We start from the raw sequence: 20,936 nt of genomic DNA on the forward strand, positions 1-20,936 counted from the left end.
GGCAGTGGGCAGTGGGCAGTGGGCAGTGGGCAGTGGGCAGTGGGCAGTGGGCAGTGGGCAGTGGGCAGTGGGCAGTGGGCAGTGGGCAGTGAACGCTTTTTCTGCCAACTGGCTACTGTCAACTGCCAACTTGTAATACTTGGCTCGCAAGCGAATTACATAGGTTATATGGAGCTCTTAACCGGAATTGAACCGGTGACCTCATCCTTACCAAGGATGCGCTCTACCGACTGAGCTATAAGAGCATGAATCTCAAAAAAGAACGAAAGAGATGCAATCTGGAGCGGGTAGCGGGAATCGAACCCGCATCATCAGCTTGGAAGGCTGAGGTTCTACCATTGAACTATACCCGCACAAACAAACCTTATTTATGCAGAAGCTTCAATACATCCAACAAAGAATACAAGAGAAGCCAGCAGTCTCCAAGCATCAAGAATCAGTTTTTCGATTTACTTAACACAAGGAAGTGAAATCTGGTGGTGGGGGCTGGATTCGAACCAGCGAAGCTTTCGCGTCAGATTTACAGTCTGATCCCTTTGGCCACTCGGGAACCCCACCAGATGCTGCGCTATTTTATTCAGGAAGTTTTCTTTGTCAACCCGGCTTTTCCTCTTCAGCAACCATGTTAATTGGTCACCTCCGTTTGTCGTCCTGGCTAACTGTCTCCCTGAGCAGCGAGGCGTATACTAGAGAAACTCTTGGTCCGTTGCAATGCTTTTACATCACTTTTTTCAGTGCATCATTCTTCTTGCAGGCCGTTCTTAAGGTTTTCAATTCAGGAAACTGGTCAGTAGCCTCATCCCAGAATGACGTACTCAGCTTTTCTTCTACTGCGGCATCCATCTCAAGCCACCATTGCTCAGGAACTCTGGGCAGGGACTTGATCGCGACCTCATAGCCCGCATCCATTAAGCGACGACTTACGGCTTTTGCAAATTCACTGCGGGAAAAAAGCCCCAACGAGATCCCATTGGTCAGTTCGCCCTGGGTAATCACAAAGCTGTCGATTCTCTGGGCCTGAAGTTCCCTTAACAGCCGTATTGCCGCATCCCTGCTGGCCAGTGGCGGTATATGAACCCAGTAATCCTGCTGCTGACTGCTTTCGTCTGCACGCTCTTTGCTGCTAACACCTACGGCAAACAGGCGCTGCTGCAACTCATCCACCTCGATCACATTGGCCAAAGGCCCGACGATCAGACATTCCTGGACGGTATCACCGGAATACAGCGAGGTTTCCAACGTTGGCTGAACTTCAGTCTCATTTCGCAGAGACTGAAGATAATCTTCCGTCTCAGTCAACAGAACCAGTCGCTCACCTGCGGCTTCGGTATAGGCACTATCACTCTCAGGCAGCCAGTAACCCACCCTGGACTCCTGCCATGAGCCCCAGGCAAAGTAACTGATATTGGCAAACACAAGAAAAATTACTGTCAAACGCATTTTATATAACGGAGTTACTCCCCTCCTGTTCGAAAGCAAGCGCCAGACCATCCATCACCAGCGCGGGATGATGGTAACACTCACCCAGATACGGCTGAATCAAGGTAGCGTCACCTCCGGTGAGATAAACCGGGCAGTCTTTGCCGCAAGCCGTTTTATACTGCGCCTGTTGTGTATTAATCATGGCTACGGCCATGGCCAGAATACCGTTGTTAATGCACCCGGCAGTGCTTGTTCCGGGCATTATCGTTGATGCTTCTGCTGCTACCATGGGAAGTTGTGCTGTCCTGGTGTGCAGCATGCTCTTCATCAGGCCGACACCCGGTACAATATAGCCCCCCAGGTGGTTCCCGCCGTCACTCAACAAGTCAATGGTAATGGCAGTACCACAGCTCACCACCATTTTTTTGCAGGGCTCTTTATTCTCTGCCCTGTCCAGATGATGGGCCGCCAGCATAGCCAGCCAGCGATCAACGCCCAGACCAGGATAGGCAGCTTTCACGCCCCGGCACTGCTCTTTAACCTCGGCCTTTAACAGGGATACATTAAAGTGCTGATTAACCGCAGTACTCAACTGCGCAAAACGCTCATCACCGGAGACGATGGCCGCCCTGGCCGAATCGACCGGCCCAATTTGATCCAACAGCTTTGGCAATTCGTGTTGCCAGTCTTCGCTGTTGGCAAGAAAGCCATGGGAAGTGATGTGGCCGCTATTCAGTAGCCGCCATTTTAATCGGCTATTGCCTGCATCCAGTTCCAGAATTCTCATGATGACTTGCTCTTTGTGGGTGACGCGGCCTTTAATGAAACCTCACCGCCATTGAAAGTCATCATACCTTCACGGGTCTGCAATAACAGTCCACCATGACCATTCACCCCGGAAGCTACGCCAGACAACGTTTTACCGGAAGCGTCCAGGACAACCTCCTGCCCGGCAAAAGCATCATAGCGCTCCCACTGGTCTTTGAAATGGCTGAAGCCCTGATGACTGAAAATATCCAGGGTACGGCACAACTCGTTGATCAACTCACTGGCTACCTGATTTCGGCTCACTGTGGTACCACACACCCGCTGCATATCCACTGCGGGCTGGCTGATACTGTTGATCTGTTGCTGGCTCAGGGCAATATTGACGCCAATACCGATGATCACCTCGCAGTCTCCGGTTGGGTCTCCGTGCACTTCCAGCAGGATGCCACTCAGCTTCTGAAAACCGTCGGGCGAGTTCCACAGCAGATCATTAGGCCACTTCAGTTTGAGATCACCGCCACCGCTGCGTTCAAGCGCTTTCAGCACAGCCAGACCGACCGCCAGGCTCAGCCCTTCGAGGGATGCCATGCCGGCACTGTAAAACCAACGTACAGACATGCTGATGGTCGAACCAAAGGGGTTATCCCAGGCTCTGCCCCGCCGACCACGGCCGCTGGTCTGATATTCTGCCAGACACACCCCTTTTATTAACGGACTGGCAACAGGAATCTCTCTGACCAGATCATTGGTAGACGCTGTTTTCAAACAGGTGTGGACAACCACCGACTTTCTGGCGGATGGGGCCAGGGCATTGAGAATACGTTCACTATCCAGCAACTCAACTCCCGGGTGCAGCCGGTACCCCCGGCCTTTGACTGAATCAATTTGCAGGCCGAGCGTTTCCAGCATTTTCAGCTTTTTCCAGATCGCAGCGCGACTGATCCCCAACGCCTTGCCCAGCGCTTCACCGGAGTGGAAACCGCCATCAGCCAGAAGTTCTAATACCTTTTCCATTTATAGGAAATCCACATACCTGTCAGGAAACTGAATATTATATCAGGCCAGAGCGTTAAGCGGACCCAATGCCTGATAGCTTCTCCCGGGAACTCTGCTCTATACTGCACTTTCTCCAACAAAAACAGATGGATCAGGGAAACCGCCGATGAGCATTTTCAAGTCCCACATCACCCGGATGAGCGCCTATTCTCCGCCACTTGAAGGCAGAGACCCTCATCATAATCTGCTGTTGGACTTTAATGAGAGAACGCTGCCCGTCAGTGAGCATGTCAAACAGGCACTGATTGACTATATCAATGAGGATCGTCTGCAGGTGTACCCATCCTATGGCGACCTGACACGGAAAATCGCTGACTACGCAAACGTCGATGAACCCCAGGTCATGATCACTAATGGTTCTGACCAGGGCATTGATATTATTATCCGTGCGGCCTGCACAGAAGGTGATGACATCATCATCCCCGGCCCAACCTTCGCGATGTACCGCCAGTGCGCCAATATTGAAAAGCTGAACATTATTGAGCCAGACTATACGCGGCAAACCGGCTTCCCGGTTAACGCAGTATTGGACGCCATCACCGCAAAAACCCGGCTGATTGTCATCGCCAACCCGAACAACCCCAGCGGCACGCAAATCCAGCGTGAAGATATTCTGACCATTGCCAGGTCCGCACCCAATACCGCCCTGCTGGTTGATGAATGCTACTTTGAATACTCTCAGGCCACCGTGGCGGATGCGGTTATGGCATACCCGAATATTCTGGTCACACGCACCTTCTCTAAAACCTGGGGTCTGCCTTCCATTCGCCTGGGCTACGTGATCAGCCACCCTGACAACATCCGGGCGCTGCTGAATATCCGTGGCCCTTATGATGTTAACCAGTTTGCCGCTGTGGCCATCAATGCCGCCCTGGACCATCCGGAGTATACCCGTCAGTACGTCAGGGAAGTTATGGAGTCATCCAAGCCCTTGTTTGAGCAGTTCCTTGATCAACAGGCCATTCCCTATTGGCCCAGTGCGGCCAATTTCATCTGGGCATTTCCGGATAATCCTGAGGTCATTGAGCTGCACCTGCGCAGCCATGGCATCCTTGTTCGCCCAAAGTCTGACCAGACTGGGCGAAAGGGTCTGAGAATAACACTGGGTGATATTGCCCAGACCCGGCAGCTGATCGAGAGGATTCAGGAGGGGCTTTCCATTGCCGGAGCCGCTTGACTGGCTAAGGGCGCTTTACTGGCTAAGGGCTCTTTATTGGCTGAAGGCTCTTCCAACTCCCGCACATCATGCGTCATGCGCATTGGGCAGAAGTTTGGTCCGCACATGGAACAGAAACCCGCATCCTTGGCGCTGTCCTGAGGGAGGGTTTCGTCGTGGTAGGCTTTTGCGGTATCCGGATCCAGGGCCAGGTTAAACTGGTCCTCCCAGCGGAACTCAAAACGGGCACGGGACAGCGCATCATCCCTTAGTTGTGCCCCCGGATGACCTTTGGCGACATCTGCCGCATGGGCAGCAATTTTGTAGGCGATCAATCCCTGTTTCACATCCTCACGATTGGGCAGGCCAAGGTGCTCTTTTGGTGTCACATAACAGAGCATTGCACAACCAAACCAGCCAATCATCGCTGCACCGATCCCGGAAGTAATATGGTCATAGCCGGGGGCGATATCCGTCGTCAGTGGACCCAGCGTGTAAAAGGGTGCCTCGTGGCAATACTCCAGCTGTTTATCCATATTTTCCTGAATCAGGTGCATCGGTATATGCCCGGGGCCTTCAATCATCACCTGCACATCATGTGCCCAGGCTTTCTTTGTCAGTTCACCCAACGTTTTCAGTTCGGCAAACTGTGCCGCATCGTTGGCATCAGCCACCGATCCCGGGCGCAGCCCATCCCCTAATGAAAGCGTAATGTCGTATGCCTTGCATATCTCGCAGATCTCATCAAAGTGTTCATAGAGGAAGTTTTCGCTGTCATGCATTTCACACCACTGCCCGAGAATCCCACCGCCCCTGGAAACAATACCGGTCACCCGATCAGTGGTCAGTTTCACATGGTCTCTCAGCGTTCCGGCATGAATGGTGAAATAATCTACCCCCTGCTCTGCCTGCTCAATCAAGGTGTCCTTCATCACCTCCCAATTAAGATCCGCTACCTTGCCGTTTACTTTCTCCAGTGTTTGATAAATAGGCACGGTGCCAATCGGTACCGGTGAGTTTCTGATAATCCACTCCCGGGTCTCATGGATATGTTTACCGGTGGAAAGATCCATCACCGTATCGGCCCCCCAGCGGGTTGCCCAGAGCAGTTTTTCAACTTCCTCCTCTATGGTGGACGTCACCGGTGAATTACCAATATTGGCATTGACCTTCACCAGAAAGTTACGGCCGATAATCATTGGCTCAGCTTCGGGATGGTTAATATTCGCGGGTATAACCGCACGACCGGATGCCACCTCCTGACGAACAAATTCGGGGGTTATCTTTGCTTCAGGCCTTCCCATGTTTTCCCTGATGGCGATATATTCCATCTCCGGTGTGATTATTCCCTGCCTGGCATAATGGAGCTGAGTCACATTTCTTCCAGACAGGGCACATCTGACGGGGGCAGATGACTGAAAGCGCACCGGCTCAACCTGAATATCCTGTTTTCGTCGCAATGCATAGGTTGAAGACTGGGCACTCAACTCTTCTGAGTCTTCTCGTGCCCGTATCCATTCTGAACGGATAGGCGGCAGGCCCTTAAGCAGATCCAGGCAGTATTCCGGATCAGTATAAGGACCGGATGTGTCGTACACCCGAACGGCAGATTCAGTGGATAACTTACTGTACTCTCCGTGTCTCTGCCCAATGGTTATTTCCCGCAGGCCCACACGAATATCATGGCGGCTGCCGGGAAGGTAAATTTTCCGTGAAGCAGGAAATGAACGACAGGCTTCTACCAGAAGTGACTGACTGTCAGCAATTGGAGCACGCATCTGAATACCCTGAAGTTGAGAGTTACCGACCATGAATATCCCTTATCTATTGTTATTGGTATGGCTTGCCGGTGTCTCAGGCCAGAGAAAAGGAATAGACGGTTTTTGCTAGCTTGACTCGTCAAGGTTAGCAAGAAGCTGCTTGATTTAAAGCAAAACAATGCTTTGAGATATTAAAGGCATGATTGGCCAAAAGCGTGATCAGCCATCCACCAGATAGCAACCCGGTACTCTCTTCTCTTGTTCCCTTCGCAGGTATTACCCTGAGCAGGTTCAACGAATTTGCTGCACATATATCCGATAAAATGCAGCGATCTCAGCTTTCGCACTCCGACAAGATGGGAAGATTATAAAGGCACCCTCACTGAAAAAGTAGTACCGGGTCAGGAATAATCCCCTTCCAGCTCTTTAAGCAACTTGCCCATATATTCCCTGAGGTAATCCGAATTCCGCTCTGCCATTCTGCGTCCGGCGGACGTCTGCATGGTGTCAGACAGCTTCAGCAACTTCACCTGGAAATGATCCAGCGCGTATTCACGATCATCAAGGGCCCGGTGCTCAGCCAGTGGGTCTTCGGGGTCGAACATTTTTCGCCGCAGCAGGCCCGATGTATAAAAAACCCGGGCCAGCCCGATAGCTCCCAGAGCCTCCATCCGATCAGCATCCTGAACCACTTTGGCTTCAATGGTTTCGGGCGCAATGCCCGCAGAATAGCTGTGACTGGCCACCGAGTGACAGACGTTATCAATCAACTCAGCAGGAAACCCCATATCCTCAAGGCAGGTTCTGGTCTTTATGGCAGCCAGCGAAGAGGCCCTGGACCTCTCAGGATGATCTTTTGGCAACACCACAATATCGTGAAAGTAGCAGGCAGCGAGAACCACCAGTGGATTCACAGACACCTGCTCCAGATCCATGATCTGCTGCGCCGTTTTCCAGACCCGCTGAAAATGGGAAAAGTCATGGGAGTGGTCATCATGGTCGTGGTGCATGGATTGTAGCCAGACGATAATTTTCTGCTCCCAGGTACTCAGGGTGTCGCTGCTGCTATTGCTCATGAGTTCAAAAAGACTGTAAGTGGAGGGATAAATTTAAATGAATGAAATTATTTAAAGTGATTGTACTGTGGCTGCGGAATATTTTCAGCGCATGATTTATATCGGTGACTGTATGCGGTAACGGGCAACCGTACAGGTACTCCACCCCTCAAAGCGATCAAGTGTCATCCCCAGTTGTTGCATAACGCCCTGGGCAAACTCATTAGTGGGGGTTGTATAAGAAATAATCTCTTCCATACCCAGCTGGTTAAAGCCGAATTGAGTCACTGCCTCAACAGCTTCCAGCACCAGCCCCTGTCCGCGGTAAGCGGGTAAAAAGCGCCAGCTCATCTCAATATGCTTGCCATAGGGAGAAAAGCCACAATAGCCAATTAGCTGGTTATTCTCTTTGAATACCACCGCCCAGCGCGACCACCCCCATTTATCCAGTTCCGCCTGGTAGCGCCACAACTCGGTTTCTGCAAGGCTTGCGGGCTCTGTGGCCATGGCATCTGAGGCACCGGGAGGTGTTTCGCCCAGTAAGGCGGAGTACGCATCGACATCCTGTAACTGCCAGGTACGAAGTATCAGACGGGGCGTATCAGTAACAATCAGCACGGTAAAATAGTCTCCAGAAACTTTGCTCCAACAAAATAATTACTCCGCCATTTGGACAGTTAGATGATCTGAAAGTTCTCATTAATCAGATGACCCGATGAATACAACTGACTGATTTATTGATACTAATATCAAGAAAAACAACTGCCTTCGTCAGACCAGAGAATGCCAATAGATCATCAGGCAAAACCTGAACCCAGACCACCTGATGATCAGGCAAAAGCGAAGAGAGCCTGAAACTGCAACCTTTTACGAGCAGATGTTGATTTCACAGGCTGTGCAACTTCTTTCCCTATATTAGTGTGCGCAGATTGTCAAAAGTTCCCTGATTCTATAAACCGGAAACGGATGGCTAAATCCGGGCTCCATGCCTCCGCTATCGAAAGCAGCCTAAGTAGTTGGCCAAATGGAATCGTATATTTCTGGCTAAGTGGGCAGTTGCTATGCAAGGCGCAACGTAGGGAGCATAGCCGTAGCTATGTGACCGGAGTTGCAACGCCGCAGAGTGACTGACAACTTAGTCAGAAATATATGATTTCATTTGGTTAACTACTTATGCCCACCTCAAATCAGGCATTCCAATACCGTTAATATCCTGCTGGTGATGTTTTGCAATTTCGGGGCAGGGCCTTTCGGAATGATCCGGGTCGGGTTAATTCCTGTACGACTGTGATAATAATGTCGTCTTATGCAGGAAAAATCTGTGCTGTATACCGGCAAAACCGACTCGCCAATGAGACACTGCAATCCATTAAAAAAGCCTTACTGCACAGGCAGTTAGATGATAGAAAGAGTTATAGGCACATCACTCTTGCCTTAACAGCAATGTAGAGTTATACCTGTTTTCAACCGCTGACAGGCAAAGGAACTGCCAGTAACTGGCGATATTAACCAGGGCGTGTATTTCGAATGTAAAGTGGAGAATAACAAGTGGCTATCGTTTCCATACCTGAGCCTGAAAAACAGATCACACTGGGCATCAGCTCCTGCCTTTTGGGCCATAAAGTGCGCTATAACGGTGGGCACAAACGCTCGTCTTTTTGTGTCAACACGCTGGATAAATTCTTCCACTTTGAGCCGGTCTGTCCTGAGATGGCTATCGGGCTGGGAACCCCCAGAGAGCCCATCCGGCTGGTCGGCCAACTGGCTGAAGCATCACAAACTACCGGCCAAAGTTCATCGTCTGCACCCGATAAACAGTTGCAAATCCGGGTAGTCGGCACTGAAAATTCCAGTCTGGATGTAACGGATGCTCTGACGCAGTATGGTCATGATATGTCTGATCAGCTATCACACATTTGCGGCTATATTCTGATGCAGAAGTCCCCCAGCTGTGGCATGGCAAGGGTCAAGGTGTACCATGAAAATGGCCACCCGCTGGGCGAAAGTTCACCCGGAGCCTATGCCAGGGCATTTATGGAGAGCAACCCGCTGCTGCCAATAGAAGAAGAAGGCAGGCTGCACGACCCGATACTCTGTGAAAATTTTTTCACCCGGGTTTACGCCTATGACCGTTGGCAGAAAACCGTGATGGCAGAGCCATCTTATGCCGCCCTGGTCGACTTTCATTCTACTCACAAGTACATGATCATGGCCCATTATCCCCAGGGGTATGAGTTACTTGGCCAAATCGTGGCCAAAGGCAGCAAAGCGAATCTGCATGAACTGCTGGAGGAGTACCTGCGCAGCTTTATGAGCGCCCTGAAACGACGGGCCAATCGAAAATCTCACACCAATGCCATGATGCATATCCTCGGATATGTGAAAAAGAGCGTCGATGGCAAAGAGAGAAAGCAGCTGCTGACGCTGATTGAAGAGTACCGTCAGGAAATGATCCCCCTTATTGCCCCGATGACCATGCTACGGCATTTCATAGACAATCATGGTAGTGTATATATTCAACGACAAACCTACCTGACACCTCACCCGGATCAGCTGGGCTTGCGCAACCGGATCTGATGAGCAGTGCCAATAAAAGAAAAAGGAAAAAAGATGTCCATCTGGAAAAGGCCTTACAGTACTGAAACCGCAGCATTCAAGGAAAACATGTGTGACCATTTGGGTATTGAGATTACCGAAGTAGGAGACGACTTTCTCCGGGGCACCATGCCAGTTGACCGCAGAACCATTCAGCCCATGGGACTGCTGCATGGTGGTGCCTCGGTGGTTCTCGCTGAAACACTGGGCAGTATTGCCGCCAACCTGTGCTGTGAAGACGGAGCCTACTGTGTAGGCTTGGAAATCAACGCCAATCATCTTCGGTCAGCCACGTCCGGAAAAGTGACCGGCACAACCCGCCCCATTCATATCGGCCGCAGTACCCAGGTGTGGGAAATCAAGATTGAGGATGACCAGGGCAGGCCCACCTGTATATCCCGTATTACCATGGCAACCAAGAAAATATAATCAATAAGAAGGAACCATAAAGGCACAGAGACACAAAGTTTTTCTGGGAGCTGCGCATAGTCAGCAAAAGACTTCTTTGTGCCATTGTGTCTCTGTGGTGCAAAATTCATTTGGCTTTTACAACATCCTCCCGAAGTGCATCAAGCAATTGCTTTTCCAGCTTAATCTGATCTTCAGCAAACTTTCTGATACCCTCAGCCAGCTTTTCCGTTGCCATGGCATCGTCGTTCATCGCCCAGCGAAATGCAGCCTCATCCAGAACCACTTTTTCATCACTACACACTGGCGAGTCGGCAAACAACTTTTGTTCAAGCAGTTGCTCGGATGATTCCAGCTGATCGAGAAGGTCCGGACCAATCGTCAGGCAGTCACAACCGGCTAACTCAGTAATCTCACCGGTATTTCGGAAGCTGGCTCCCATCACCACGGTGTTGTAGCCATGTTGTTTGAAGTAGTTGTAGATACGGGTGACCGACTGAACGCCAGGGTCTTGTGAAGCAGTAAAATTCCGGCCTTCTGCTTTTTTGTACCAGTCGAGAATCCGGCCAACAAACGGGGAGATCAAATAAGCACCGGCTTCGGCACAGGCTTGAGCCTGGGCAAAACTGAACAGCAAGGTCAGATTACAACGAAAACCTTCTTTTTCCAGAACCTCCGCCGCTTTGATACCTTCCCAGGTAGACGCTATTTTGATCAGCACCCGCTCACTGTCAGCGCCCTGCTCTTTATAGAGATCAATCAGCTGTCTGGCCTTTTGAATCGTCGCGTCCGTATTAAACGACAGTCGTGCATCCACTTCCGTTGACACAAAGCCCGGCACTACCTGCTGAATCTCTTTGCCAATACCGACCGTCAACCAGTCACAGGCATAACGGGCACTGACCGCTTTTTCTGTAGAATGGTTGCGCCCAAAGGCAATGGCTTCATCAACCAGCTTTTTATACGCCGGTAGCTGTGCGGCTTTTAAAATCAGTGAAGGATTGGTCGTCGCATCAACCGGCTGGTAGCGACGAATGGCTTCGATATCACCGGTATCGGCCACAACCTTGGTCATTTTTTTTAATTGGTCGAGCTGATTTTGCATACTGTACCTTCTTCCAGCCAAGCAAACAGCTGGGTGCATGGAGCCTGATAAGCGCTTTAAAAGTTTACCATCAATGTTTTCGTCTTTAATCAACGAGGGTATCCGTATTCACCTTTTATATCAAAGAAATACCAGCATCATGAGGTATCCGGGGTTGCCGCAGCATCGGCAATTTCCTGATCGCACTGAATAAATTCCTCAACCTCAAACCGATAGGGAATAGACGACTGAGAACCAGCACTCATGACCGAAAGGCCAGCACTGGCATTGGCAAAGAAAACTGCTTCCCCAAGCGATTTTCCTTCCGCCAGGGCCACCAGCAGTGCACCATTAAATGTATCACCAGCCGCCGTTGTATCAACCGCCTTAACCGGAAACCCGGGAACCATCAGCCCTTCAGGATGGCCTGAAGTCATTGATGATGCATAGGCCCCATACTGCCCCATGGTGATCACTACGTCAGTAATACCTTTCTCATGCAATAGGGTAGCAGCCTGGGTTGCCGACGTTTCATCCAGCACTTTAATACCGGTAAGAAGGTCTGCCTCCGTCTGATCAGGCGTAATCAAATCCACAGTCGGTAAGTCATCCCCGGAACACGGTTTGACAGATGCGGGGCTCAAGACAACTTTAGTATGGCTTCCCCCGGCAATATGAGCAGCCTGTCGCATGACAGATTCAGGAATCCCCTGCTGCAAGAGCAGATAATCTGCACCAGCGATCAAACTATGTTTCTGCTCAATATACTCTTCACTCAGGCAGCCATTAGCGCCAGCAGAGATGCCAACCATATTTTCGCCTTTGGCATTCACGAACATCAGGGCCACCCCTGTTTGGGCATCCACTATTTCAGTAATTGCGGATGTATCAATACCTTCAGCACTCAGTTGCTGTACTATTTCCCGCCCCGGATCATCCTGCCCGATCGCTGCCATCATAAGTGTATTGCCGCCAAGGCGGGCACAGGCTACCGCCTGATTAGCACCTTTGCCCCCTGCCATAATGTCGTAAGATGAAGCGGTGATGGTCTGGCCTGGTTTGGGAAAACAATCAACCCTCAGAACATGGTCAACATTAATACTGCCTAGCACGAGAATCTGCTTACTCATATCACCACCGGTGAAAATCAGGCTGACAACTTAATCAAGTGTAATGCAAATGTTGTTTTGGGTTAGGGGTTTTGTTGGAATCGAATTGGTAGTGGGCAGTGGGCAGTTGGTAGTTGGTTTTAGGGTAGGTCTTCAGGGGCGTTTTTCCCTTCTTTTTAATTTTGTCAGGTATAGCGTTACGGTGATGGCTATGGTCAGTAGCAGGTATTTGAGCCATGGCAGGGTGAGTAGCCAAATGGAGAGGCTTATGGTTAGCCAGAGGAAAATGACTGCGCGGATATATACTCTGGTGGAAATGCTGCGTTGATTAAGATATTGGCGTAGTGGGGGGTCCAGTGTTGGGTGGTTCAAGAGCCGGGCGTGAATGGTTGGAGATGAACGCAGGCTGAAAAAAACGGCTAATAATAGAAAGGGGGTGGTGGGTAGTAGTGGCAGGAAAATGCCGATACAACCCAGTGCAACACAGAGCAGGGCGCAGGCTTTAAAGGCGTACCAGAGTACCGGGTTGCGGATTAGAATACCGGGGGATTGGAGGGGCGAGGTTTTATCTCTTGAGTTCATGGTTATCGAAAGTCGATTCTGCGGGTACGCTTTACTCAAAAAATGCCTCTTGAATTTTGGTGACATAGGGCAGTTCAGCCAGGTTTTCCAGAGTCACCAGAAAATTGGGCTGATGAGTATCACCCACCACCAGATACTGCTGCTGATCACATTGTAAACGTCCGGGGGATTCTTCGTAGACAATTGCGGTTGGGTCAATGTACATCACCTGCCGTGCGGTATTCACATTGGCTGGAATACAGAACTCATAGCTCAGGGATCGCTTGCCACCCGCTGGGCCATAAAGGCCATCGGCATCCAGGCGGGTCAAGTCAAACTCTATCTTGGGCTGAATCTTTTCTCTGAGAACACCGTCCACATAACTACAGGCCGATAGTAAAAGCGCACTCAGCACAATGGCAAATAGCTTTGATATGTTCATGGGATTTCCAGTCGAGCGATGGTGCCTGTCATTATTACTTTTATTATTAAGAATGGCTTTCCCAAAGGAAAGCCAAACGTTAACACGACTGCAGAATATTATGCCAGCGGCTTGAGGCCTACGGCTTGACGAATAGGCGTCAGCACAGAAGCAGCTTCGGCCCGGGCCTTTTCAGCCCCTTTCAGCAGCTCTTTTTCGATAAATGCAGGATCTTCAATCAGCGCATTGTAACGTTCCCGGGGAGCTTGCAAGTGAGCATTCAGAAATTCAAACAACTCATTTTTCAGATCGCCCCAGCCAGCACCATCGGCGTATTGCTGACGTTTTACCTCAATCTGAGTGGCATCGGCAAATGCCGAGTAGATCTGGAAAAGTGTGCAGGTATCCGGGTCTTTCGGCTCACCCGGCTCCAGTGAGTTGGTTTTGATCTTGCGAACCAGCTTCAGCAGCTTCTTTTCAGGGACAAAAAGCGGGATGGTATTATCGTAGCTTTTGCTCATTTTACGACCATCAAGACCATTCAGCACAGCCGTGGTTTCACCCACCACCGCTTCCGGCAAAACGAACCGGGTCTGGTAATGATGATTCATACGACCGGCAATATCCCGGGCCATCTCAATATGCTGGACCTGATCACGCCCCACCGGCACCTTATGGGCATTGAACATAAGAATATCCGCCGCCATCAGCACCGGATAGCAGAACAGCCCCATGGTCACGCCCTTGTCCGGGTCCTGCTCTCCGGCTTCTTCATTAGCCTGAACCGCTGCCTTATAAGCATGGGCGCGGTTCATCAGGCCTTTGCCGGTCATGCAGCCCAGAATCCAGTTCAGCTCGGCAATTTCCGGGATGTCTGACTGACGGTAGAAGGTGACACGGTCCGTATCCAGACCCAGTGCCAGCCAGGTAGCGGCAATCTCCAGGGTAGACTGGTGGATTCGCCTGGGGTCACGGCCTTTGATCAGGGCATGATAGTCCGCCAGAAAGTAGTATGAAGCAATATCGTCACGCCAGCTTTCCTCAATGGCAGGCTTGATAGCCCCTACGTAGTTACCCAGGTGTGGTGTTCCAGTAGTTGTAATACCTGTCAGTACTTTCGTTTTACTCATGAGTTCACTCGCACAGCGACGATTTAACCTGGCCTGACGCGCAGACCAGAAAGAAGGTTAGAAAAGGGCAGCATTATAAAAGAGCGCCGCCCTCTCTCACAATAGACACCTGATTCTCATGGTGACATAGACATGTTTTTAGCAGCAGACACCCGATGCCGACCAATAATGGCACGCAGACGCAAGGTCAAAAGGATGGCACTCATGGTCAATGCACTCACCAGACCAATCCATAAGCCATGAGGCCCCATTGGTGCCACAATCCAGTCGGTCAGCCCGAGAATATAGCCCACAGGTAACGCTACGCCCCAACAGGCAAACAGAATCATCGCCATGGGAACCCGGGTATCTTTATAGCCACGAAGCGCACCAATAGCCGCAATCTGAATACCATCAGCGTATTGGAACAGTGCCGCATAAACCAGCAGCTGAGCAGCCAGAATGGCCACCTCTGTGTTCTGTGTATAGATTGAGGTCACCACCCCTGGCAGAAACAACATCACGGCAGCACTGAGGGTGGCACTGACCAGCGTCGTGACAATACCCGCATAGCTGGAGTAGGCGGCCTGCGCAGTTTTACCGGCACCCAGTGCCTGCCCGACACGAATGGTCAGCCCCATGGAAAGACTCAACGGCACCATAAAGGTCAGTGAAGTAAAATTAAGGGCAATCTGATGCCCTGCTACCACGATGGCACCTAATTTCCCGATCAGCAGAGCCACCACCGAAAAGATACTGGCTTCAAAGAAAATGGCCAGACCGATAGGCACACCCAGCGTTAGCAGGCCGGAAATAATGCTCAGACCAGGCCAGTCCCACTGGTCAAACAGGCCAATTTTACGATGTTGCTGAGCCAGCATCGTGTATGCCGCCATCATCAGGAACATGGCCCAGAAGCAAACGGCTGTTGCATAACCACAGCCAACGCCGCCCAGCTCCGGGAACCCGAACTTGCCATAAATCAGTACATAGTTCAGCGGAATATTCAGAGCCAGGGCGATAAAACTGAACACCATGCCGGGCTTGGTTTTACCCATTCCTTCGCAGTAGCAGTTAAGCGCCTGGAACAAACAAATCGCCGGAATACCCCAGGCCAGCGCTTTCAGATACTCCAGCGTTTTACCCGCCATCGCAGGCCCAACCTGCAACCATTGCAATACGACATCGGATTGGTAAATAAAACCCAGGGCCAACAGGCTCATCAGCAGGGCAATCCATAACCCCTGACGCACCTGACCAGCAATCTCTCCGGTTTGACCTGCACCGTACAGATGGGCAACCGTGGGCGTAATGGCCATTAATATGCCACGGATTAACAGGTAGACCGGCACCCAGGTACTGGAGCCAATGGCAATAGAGGCCAGATCCAGGGCTGAATATTGCCCGGCCATACTGGTGTCGACAAATGTCATACCGGTGGTTGCCAGTTGGGCCCCCATGATAGGTCCGGCCAAATACATTAATTCACCAAGTTCGCCGCGATAGCGGGCAAAAGCTGAAAGATTGTTGCTCATTGTTGCTCACAGAATAGAAACCCACGGCAGACAGAGCCGGGGAGAAGAATTATATATTCTATTAATGAATCAAAAAATGACTGGATTGGATATTTCGAAATAATACTAAACTTAAGTAGCTGACCATATGGAATCATATATTTCTGGCTACTTGGGCAGGTGCTATGTGAGGCACAACGGAGGGAGCATAGCCGTAGCTATGTGACCGGAGTTGTAACGAAGCACGACTGCATGGATGCAGGAGCTAGAGCAACGCAGGAGCAGTTGCCGGGAGTGCCTGAACAAGGAGTCAGAAATATATGATTTCATATGGTTAGCTACTTATCTCTTTTTAAGAGCTTTAAGTCTGTTAATATCAGCAGCAACCTCCTCCATCGCAGATGCTACAAATTCTTTCACTTCTTCATTAGTTGTTTCATTAAGATCATAGTTGGGTTCAATGTAATCCTTGGAAAGATAATGCTCTAAATGCCTGATAGCATTCTTCATTGTCTTCGTGATAGAGCGGATTTGTCCGGAGGTTAACTGTTTGCCGGAATCTAATGCTTCTCGACGTGAATTGAAATTTTCAACACCACGTCCGACATAAGTAGTAAATTTTGGGGCATGCATACCATTAATATAGGCATTCAACGCTTTAACCTGGCGATCTCCGAAATGCAGCGGGTCTCGTTTTTGAACTTCCGCAGGCATTCGCTCCTTTGAGGGGGCAGTTATCCCCCTGAGCACAATGCTTATTGCCTTATCCATTTTAAATCCCTCTTTAACAAAAACGTACTAAACAGCTGCCATGTATTAATACGGCAGATAAAGAAAGTACACCTTCACCAGAATGTCAAACTGGTTCTTAAGTCATGCTGGAAGAGAGCCGTTTATTGGCTCTTTTTCTCTTCCTTTTTCTCTTTTTGGGTTTCTTTATTTGCTCTCCTGAATATTCTTCGGCGGTAGCATAACCGCCATCTGAAAATAGCCCTCCTTCGTCAGCAGTAACATAAGCCTCATCGGCCACTCCCTCGCTACTGTCTAATACAGAACCATGAGCCTCCGGCTGAACGGCTAATTTTGTCGTTATTTGCTCAATAACTCTTTTCATTGAATCCTTATTCCAAAGCTTGTGCACCGGGATTTCAATGACTTCGAATCCTAATTTTTGCAGCAGCGCGATTTTCAGCAACGTTGCACCGTTCCTGGTTTTGAAATCACCGCTCACATAATGATAAGGTCCCTGAACATCAATCACCATGTTGTAATCTGGCAGTAGCAAGTCAACCGGAGGTAATGAGTTCAGACTCTTCTCTTCTTCAATCTGCAACGACGGAAGGCTTGATTGGAGTTGTTCGCGCAAGGTGGTTTGAGATTGTGAAATGTTTCTCTGGTAATAGGGGGCCATCGCACACGGTCTCCCAAGCCAACTGGCGGCCATGACCATGACGGTTTGCGCCTCTAAATTGTCCGGGAATGTACTTTCCAGGCGAGAAAATAGTTCACCTATGTGCTTTTCAAGCGGGTTTTTATTATTTCTACCAAAGCACAGATAAAACCTGGCACAGAATACCATGACTCCCCAGAGAGGCATCCATATATTTTGCTGGGAAAGCTGAGGGGTTTCACTGATTCTGGCGACCAGAGCATCGAACGTAGATTTAATCAGGTTCAGCTCAATGGCCTCACCCAGTTTTGCCAAGGCCCACAGCAGGTTGCCGATACCTTGAGGAATGAAGCGGTCTCTCTCTTCTTTTGATTCGGCTTTGGTTTTTACACGGTACAACAGCGCGGTCAGGGTCTCTTTGAGCTTCGCTGTCTTCTCCAGCTCCAGCCCGATGTCCCCCAGTTTCGCCAGGGCCCACACCAGGTTGGCGAGACCTTGAGCATTGAAGTGGTCTCTCTCGTCTTTTGATTCGGCTTTGGTTTTCACATGGTACAAAAGCGCGGCCAGAGCCTCTTTGAGGATCGCTGTCTGCTCCAGCTCCAGACCACTGTCCACCAGTTTTGCCAAGGCCCACAGCAGATTGACGATATGCTGAAGAATAAGGTGGTTTTTCTGTTCTTGGGCTTTGGTTTTCACATGGGGTAACAGCGCGTCTACCACCTCGGTGAGCTTTGGTACCTGCTCTGACTCCAGCCCATTGTCCACCAGTTTCGCCACAGCCCACAGCAGGTTGGCAATCCCTTGAGTGTTGAAGTAGTCTTTCTTTTCTTTTGATTCGGCTTTGGTTTTCACATGGGGCAACAGCGTGGCCAAGGCCTCGTTTAGCGGCCCTGTCTTCTCAAGCTCCAGCCCCTTGTCCACCAGTTTTGCCAGAGCCCACAGCAGGTTGATGGTAGCTTGAGTGTTGAAGCGGTCTTTCTCTTCTTTTGATTCGGCTTTGGCCTTCACATGGGGCAACAGTGCGACTACAACCTCTTTGAGCTTTGGTGTTTTCTCCAGTTCCAGCCCGTTGTCCACCAATCTTGCCATGGCCCACAGCAGGTTGCTGATATGCTGAGGAATAAAGTGGTCTTTCTCTTCTTTTGATTTGGCTTTGGTTGTCACATTGGCCAGCAGCGCGGCCATGGCCTCTCTGAACTTCGGAGTCTTCTTCAGACCATTGTCCAACAATTTCGCCATGGCCCAAAGCAGGTTGGCGACTTCCTGTGGCTTGCAGTGGTCTTTCTCTTCTTTTGATTCAGCTTTGATTTTCACATGGGGCAACAGCGCGGCTATGGCCTCTTTTAGCTGCGCTGTCTTCTCCAGATCCAGCCCGTTTTCGACCAGTTTCGCCAGAGCCCACAGCAGGTTGGCGGTACCTTGAGAGCAGAAGTGGTCTTTTTCTTCTTTTGATTCGGCTTTCGTTTTCACATGGAGCAACAGCGCGGCCACAACTTCTTTGAGCTTCGGTGTCTTCTCCAGCTCCAGCCCGTTGTCTACCAGTTTTGCCACTGCCCACAGCAGGTTGGCGATATGCCGAGGAATAAAGCGGTCTTTCCCCTCTTTTGATTCGGCTTTGATTCTCACCCAGGGCAACAGCGCGGCCACGGCCTCTTTGAGCTTCGGTGTTTTCTCCAGCTCCAGCCCGTTACCAACCATTTTTGCCAGGGCCCACAGCAGGTTGGCGGTACCTTGGGCATCAATATCCCTGGCTTCAGGTTTTTGCTTGCACTTAACGATTACTGCATCAAGTAACGTTGACAATAAAGCTGCCTGAGCTTCCTTACTTTTCTCATTCATGTATTTATGAGGGGTAAAAACACCCGCTGACGTAAATGAATGAACCGTTGTCATCAGGCTTCTCCAGAGCCATCCGGGTGTCGCTTTAAAAGCGTGCAACAATGGTATCAGTTGGCATTGTTCACTACGATTTAATGGTCTTTTTGACCTTGATGTGTATTGTTTGATTGAACAGGCAAATTGACTGTGTTTTCTCCCATTACAGCGATCACCATATTGAGTGGATGTCCTCACCAGGTCATCCATTTTTGCTTGTGTGATGAGAGCATTAAAATCCTGAACAGGTTTTATTGAATGTCCTGGTGGATGGTTAGCAGAGCGGGCGTCAGAAGCAGGATAAAATTCATGACGCTCTGGGATATAGGAAAGTGGTGTATTCGTCCGCCTCACTGTGCCATACCTGTATCGCACACTCCCTGAGGCACCGGTACGATCATCCGGTTGATTATAATCATTACCTGATGTTGTGCATGTCCAACTTATACCAGCACCGCCTCTGTCCATAATTATATTTCATTAATTCATGGGAAATATAAAATGTAGACTAATCTACGGCACCAACAGGCATTAGTTTTTACTGGCTTTTTTTCTCTTTTTTGGTTTATTTATTTGCCCTTCCAACCCGCATATTGCATAACCCCAATTATTAGCAAGCTAAAAAGAGCTATGCGAAATTTGACAGGGCTGGAACAGCTGATTCTAAAGCGATTGTGACCGATTGGGCTTTTTCAGGCACAACTTCCCCTAACCCCATTATTTATAACGTGCCGGGACAGCACTATTTCATTATCCAGGAGAAAGCTGTCTGGCAAGACTCATGTAAAGTCAGCCGTGGGGGACAAAAGCCGCTGTCTCCCCGAAACAGTATCTTTACCTGCGGCCATTCTTGTCTAAGGCGTTTGACCAGCAGCGATAAAATCGCCCAAGCATGTTTTGCTGCATCCACACTGGCAGGTCTCAAATAGCTGATAGTAACTTCTGCTCGCAGAAGAAATAAAGTGGCAGGAAGCAGTAATGATCATAATAGCCTGAAAAGTGTCGTCCAATCTGGTTGCCATGAACCGGGTCGTCTGTTGTGTCGAAGTCGAGCTTTAGACGTTTCGGTGGTTCATGAACGAAGCAATAAAGCTCTCAATGATTACTTCGTGCATTCGGACGACCTGTTGGCGATTCGCCTGCTGTTCAAAACGGCAAAGCGTTGATTGACTTGCCAGTGGTTTATCGACGTCAGTCGCCGTTTGCAAGGCAAGGTCGTATCTCAGTTGTTGATGATCGTTCAGGTCTTCATAACCCAGTGCCAATCCATAAATTCGCTGACGAAAGATTGTTGTTGTCTGATGCTGGCAGCGGGAGCTATCTCTTGGGTCATGGACGATTTGGTTGTTACTATCAGGGTAAGCGTCTGAATGATAACAGAAAACTATCTCGCCTTTTTTATCTGTCATGCAATATGCGGGCTAGCCAATCGTCACAACTCCAGCGTGGTCTCAAAGACATAAAAAAACCATACTCCTCTCCGCATCGTGTTGTGGGTCAGAGTATGGTTGAGTTTCAGGAAGTTGCCAGAATAATTATGAGTTGCCAAAACATTTATGAGTCCTGAATTCGTATCATAAATGCATAACCTCTGTAACCAGAGGGTTGCCACTGAACTGCCTTTGAAATGAATCAGAACTCAGGGGTACTCTG

General features: G+C 49.8%; 17 protein-coding genes, 3 tRNA genes, 1 pseudogene and 1 riboswitch. Of the genes and pseudogenes, 3 read left to right on the top strand and 18 right to left on the bottom strand.

Translation table 11 applies throughout. From position 1 onward, the window contains the following. Positions 1-169: 169 nt before the first annotated feature. From ACO6VE_RS21460 to birA, 6 genes are all read right to left on the bottom strand, one after another. Positions 170-245, bottom strand: a tRNA-Thr gene (locus tag ACO6VE_RS21460). A 34-nt stretch (positions 246-279) separates the two neighbouring features. Further along, positions 280-353, bottom strand: a tRNA-Gly gene (locus ACO6VE_RS21465). A 121-nt stretch (positions 354-474) separates the two neighbouring features. After that, positions 475-558 (bottom strand) — tRNA-Tyr (locus tag ACO6VE_RS21470). Positions 559-717: 159 nt separating this feature from the next. Beyond that, positions 718-1,440 (bottom strand): SPOR domain-containing protein, encoded by a 723-nt coding sequence (locus ACO6VE_RS21475; protein WP_422447643.1) that lies wholly within the window; start codon positions 1,438-1,440, stop codon positions 718-720. 1 nt (position 1,441) lies between these two features. After that, positions 1,442-2,209 (bottom strand): type III pantothenate kinase, encoded by a 768-nt coding sequence (locus ACO6VE_RS21480; protein ID WP_422447645.1) that lies wholly within the window; start codon positions 2,207-2,209, stop codon positions 1,442-1,444. Next, the gene (gene birA, locus ACO6VE_RS21485) at positions 2,206-3,204 is read right to left on the bottom strand and encodes a bifunctional biotin--[acetyl-CoA-carboxylase] ligase/biotin operon repressor BirA (protein ID WP_422463338.1); all 999 of its coding nucleotides are present in this window, start codon (positions 3,202-3,204) and stop codon (positions 2,206-2,208) included. The genes ACO6VE_RS21480 and birA overlap by 4 nt, the downstream gene beginning before the upstream one ends. Positions 3,205-3,352: 148 nt before the next feature. On the opposite strand from birA, the gene ACO6VE_RS21490 reads away from it, so the two are divergent. Continuing rightward, positions 3,353-4,423 (top strand): pyridoxal phosphate-dependent aminotransferase, encoded by a 1,071-nt coding sequence (locus ACO6VE_RS21490; RefSeq protein ID WP_422463340.1) that lies wholly within the window; start codon positions 3,353-3,355, stop codon positions 4,421-4,423. On the opposite strand, the gene thiC is transcribed toward ACO6VE_RS21490, so the two are convergent. The 3 genes from thiC to ACO6VE_RS21505 all read right to left on the bottom strand — a co-directional run bounded on the left by thiC (position 4,390) and on the right by ACO6VE_RS21505 (position 7,835). Further along, on the bottom strand, positions 4,390-6,213 hold the full coding sequence (thiC, locus tag ACO6VE_RS21495) for a phosphomethylpyrimidine synthase ThiC (RefSeq protein WP_422447651.1): 1,824 nt from the start codon (positions 6,211-6,213) through the stop codon (positions 4,390-4,392). The two genes, ACO6VE_RS21490 and thiC, sit on opposite strands and share 34 nt — an antisense overlap. Before the next feature lie 194 nt (positions 6,214-6,407). Further along, positions 6,408-6,523, bottom strand: a riboswitch (TPP riboswitch). A gap of 40 nt (positions 6,524-6,563) precedes the next feature. Beyond that, positions 6,564-7,238, bottom strand: a complete 675-nt coding sequence (locus ACO6VE_RS21500) for a phosphohydrolase (RefSeq protein WP_422447653.1) — start codon at positions 7,236-7,238, stop codon at positions 6,564-6,566. Between the two features lie 96 nt (positions 7,239-7,334). After that, positions 7,335-7,835, bottom strand: a complete 501-nt coding sequence (locus ACO6VE_RS21505; protein WP_422463342.1) for a GNAT family N-acetyltransferase — start codon at positions 7,833-7,835, stop codon at positions 7,335-7,337. A 930-nt stretch (positions 7,836-8,765) separates the two neighbouring features. On the opposite strand from ACO6VE_RS21505, the gene ACO6VE_RS21510 reads away from it, so the two are divergent. Together ACO6VE_RS21510 and ACO6VE_RS21515 are read left to right on the top strand one after the other, a co-directional pair. After that, positions 8,766-9,794: a YbgA family protein gene (locus tag ACO6VE_RS21510; RefSeq protein WP_422447657.1), complete on the top strand. Its 1,029-nt coding sequence runs from the start codon at positions 8,766-8,768 to the stop codon at positions 9,792-9,794. A 33-nt stretch (positions 9,795-9,827) separates the two neighbouring features. Beyond that, positions 9,828-10,241 (top strand): hotdog fold thioesterase, encoded by a 414-nt coding sequence (locus ACO6VE_RS21515; protein WP_101745420.1) that lies wholly within the window; start codon positions 9,828-9,830, stop codon positions 10,239-10,241. Between the two features lie 106 nt (positions 10,242-10,347). Here ACO6VE_RS21515 and tal read toward each other — a convergent pair whose 3' ends face one another. The 9 genes and pseudogenes from tal to ACO6VE_RS21560 form a co-directional block, all read right to left on the bottom strand. Continuing rightward, positions 10,348-11,325 carry a transaldolase gene (gene tal / locus ACO6VE_RS21520; RefSeq protein WP_422447659.1) on the bottom strand — a complete coding sequence of 326 codons (978 nt, stop codon included), beginning with the start codon at positions 11,323-11,325 and terminating at the stop codon, positions 10,348-10,350. 137 nt (positions 11,326-11,462) lie between these two features. Next, a complete protein-coding gene (gene rbsK / locus ACO6VE_RS21525) occupies positions 11,463-12,434 on the bottom strand; it encodes a ribokinase (protein WP_422463344.1) in 972 nt (323 codons plus the stop codon). A 132-nt stretch (positions 12,435-12,566) separates the two neighbouring features. Further along, positions 12,567-13,034: a YbaN family protein gene (locus tag ACO6VE_RS21530; RefSeq protein ID WP_422447663.1), complete on the bottom strand. Its 468-nt coding sequence runs from the start codon at positions 13,032-13,034 to the stop codon at positions 12,567-12,569. Then, positions 13,027-13,416 (bottom strand): hypothetical protein, encoded by a 390-nt coding sequence (locus ACO6VE_RS21535; RefSeq protein WP_422447665.1) that lies wholly within the window; start codon positions 13,414-13,416, stop codon positions 13,027-13,029. Before ACO6VE_RS21535 ends, ACO6VE_RS21530 begins: the two co-directional genes overlap by 8 nt. Positions 13,417-13,514: 98 nt before the next feature. Then, the gene (locus ACO6VE_RS21540; RefSeq protein WP_422447667.1) at positions 13,515-14,525 is read right to left on the bottom strand and encodes a tryptophan--tRNA ligase; all 1,011 of its coding nucleotides are present in this window, start codon (positions 14,523-14,525) and stop codon (positions 13,515-13,517) included. A 116-nt stretch (positions 14,526-14,641) separates the two neighbouring features. Next, entirely contained in the window at positions 14,642-16,039 is a 1,398-nt protein-coding gene (locus ACO6VE_RS21545) for an MATE family efflux transporter (protein WP_422447669.1), read from the bottom strand. A gap of 321 nt (positions 16,040-16,360) precedes the next feature. Then, complete coding sequence (locus ACO6VE_RS21550) at positions 16,361-16,789, bottom strand: hypothetical protein (RefSeq protein ID WP_422447671.1); 429 nt, start codon at positions 16,787-16,789, stop codon at positions 16,361-16,363. A 97-nt stretch (positions 16,790-16,886) separates the two neighbouring features. Next, a complete protein-coding gene (locus ACO6VE_RS21555) occupies positions 16,887-19,751 on the bottom strand; it encodes an RAP domain-containing protein (RefSeq protein ID WP_422447673.1) in 2,865 nt (954 codons plus the stop codon). A 322-nt stretch (positions 19,752-20,073) separates the two neighbouring features. Continuing rightward, a pseudogene (locus ACO6VE_RS21560) lies at positions 20,074-20,620 on the bottom strand (transposase); the annotation flags it as partial. Positions 20,621-20,936: the final 316 nt, after the last annotated feature.

Origin of the sequence: Endozoicomonas sp. ALB115, from assembly GCF_049310245.1 — a bacterium.
Taxonomy (GTDB): Bacteria; Pseudomonadota; Gammaproteobacteria; order Pseudomonadales; family Endozoicomonadaceae; genus Endozoicomonas.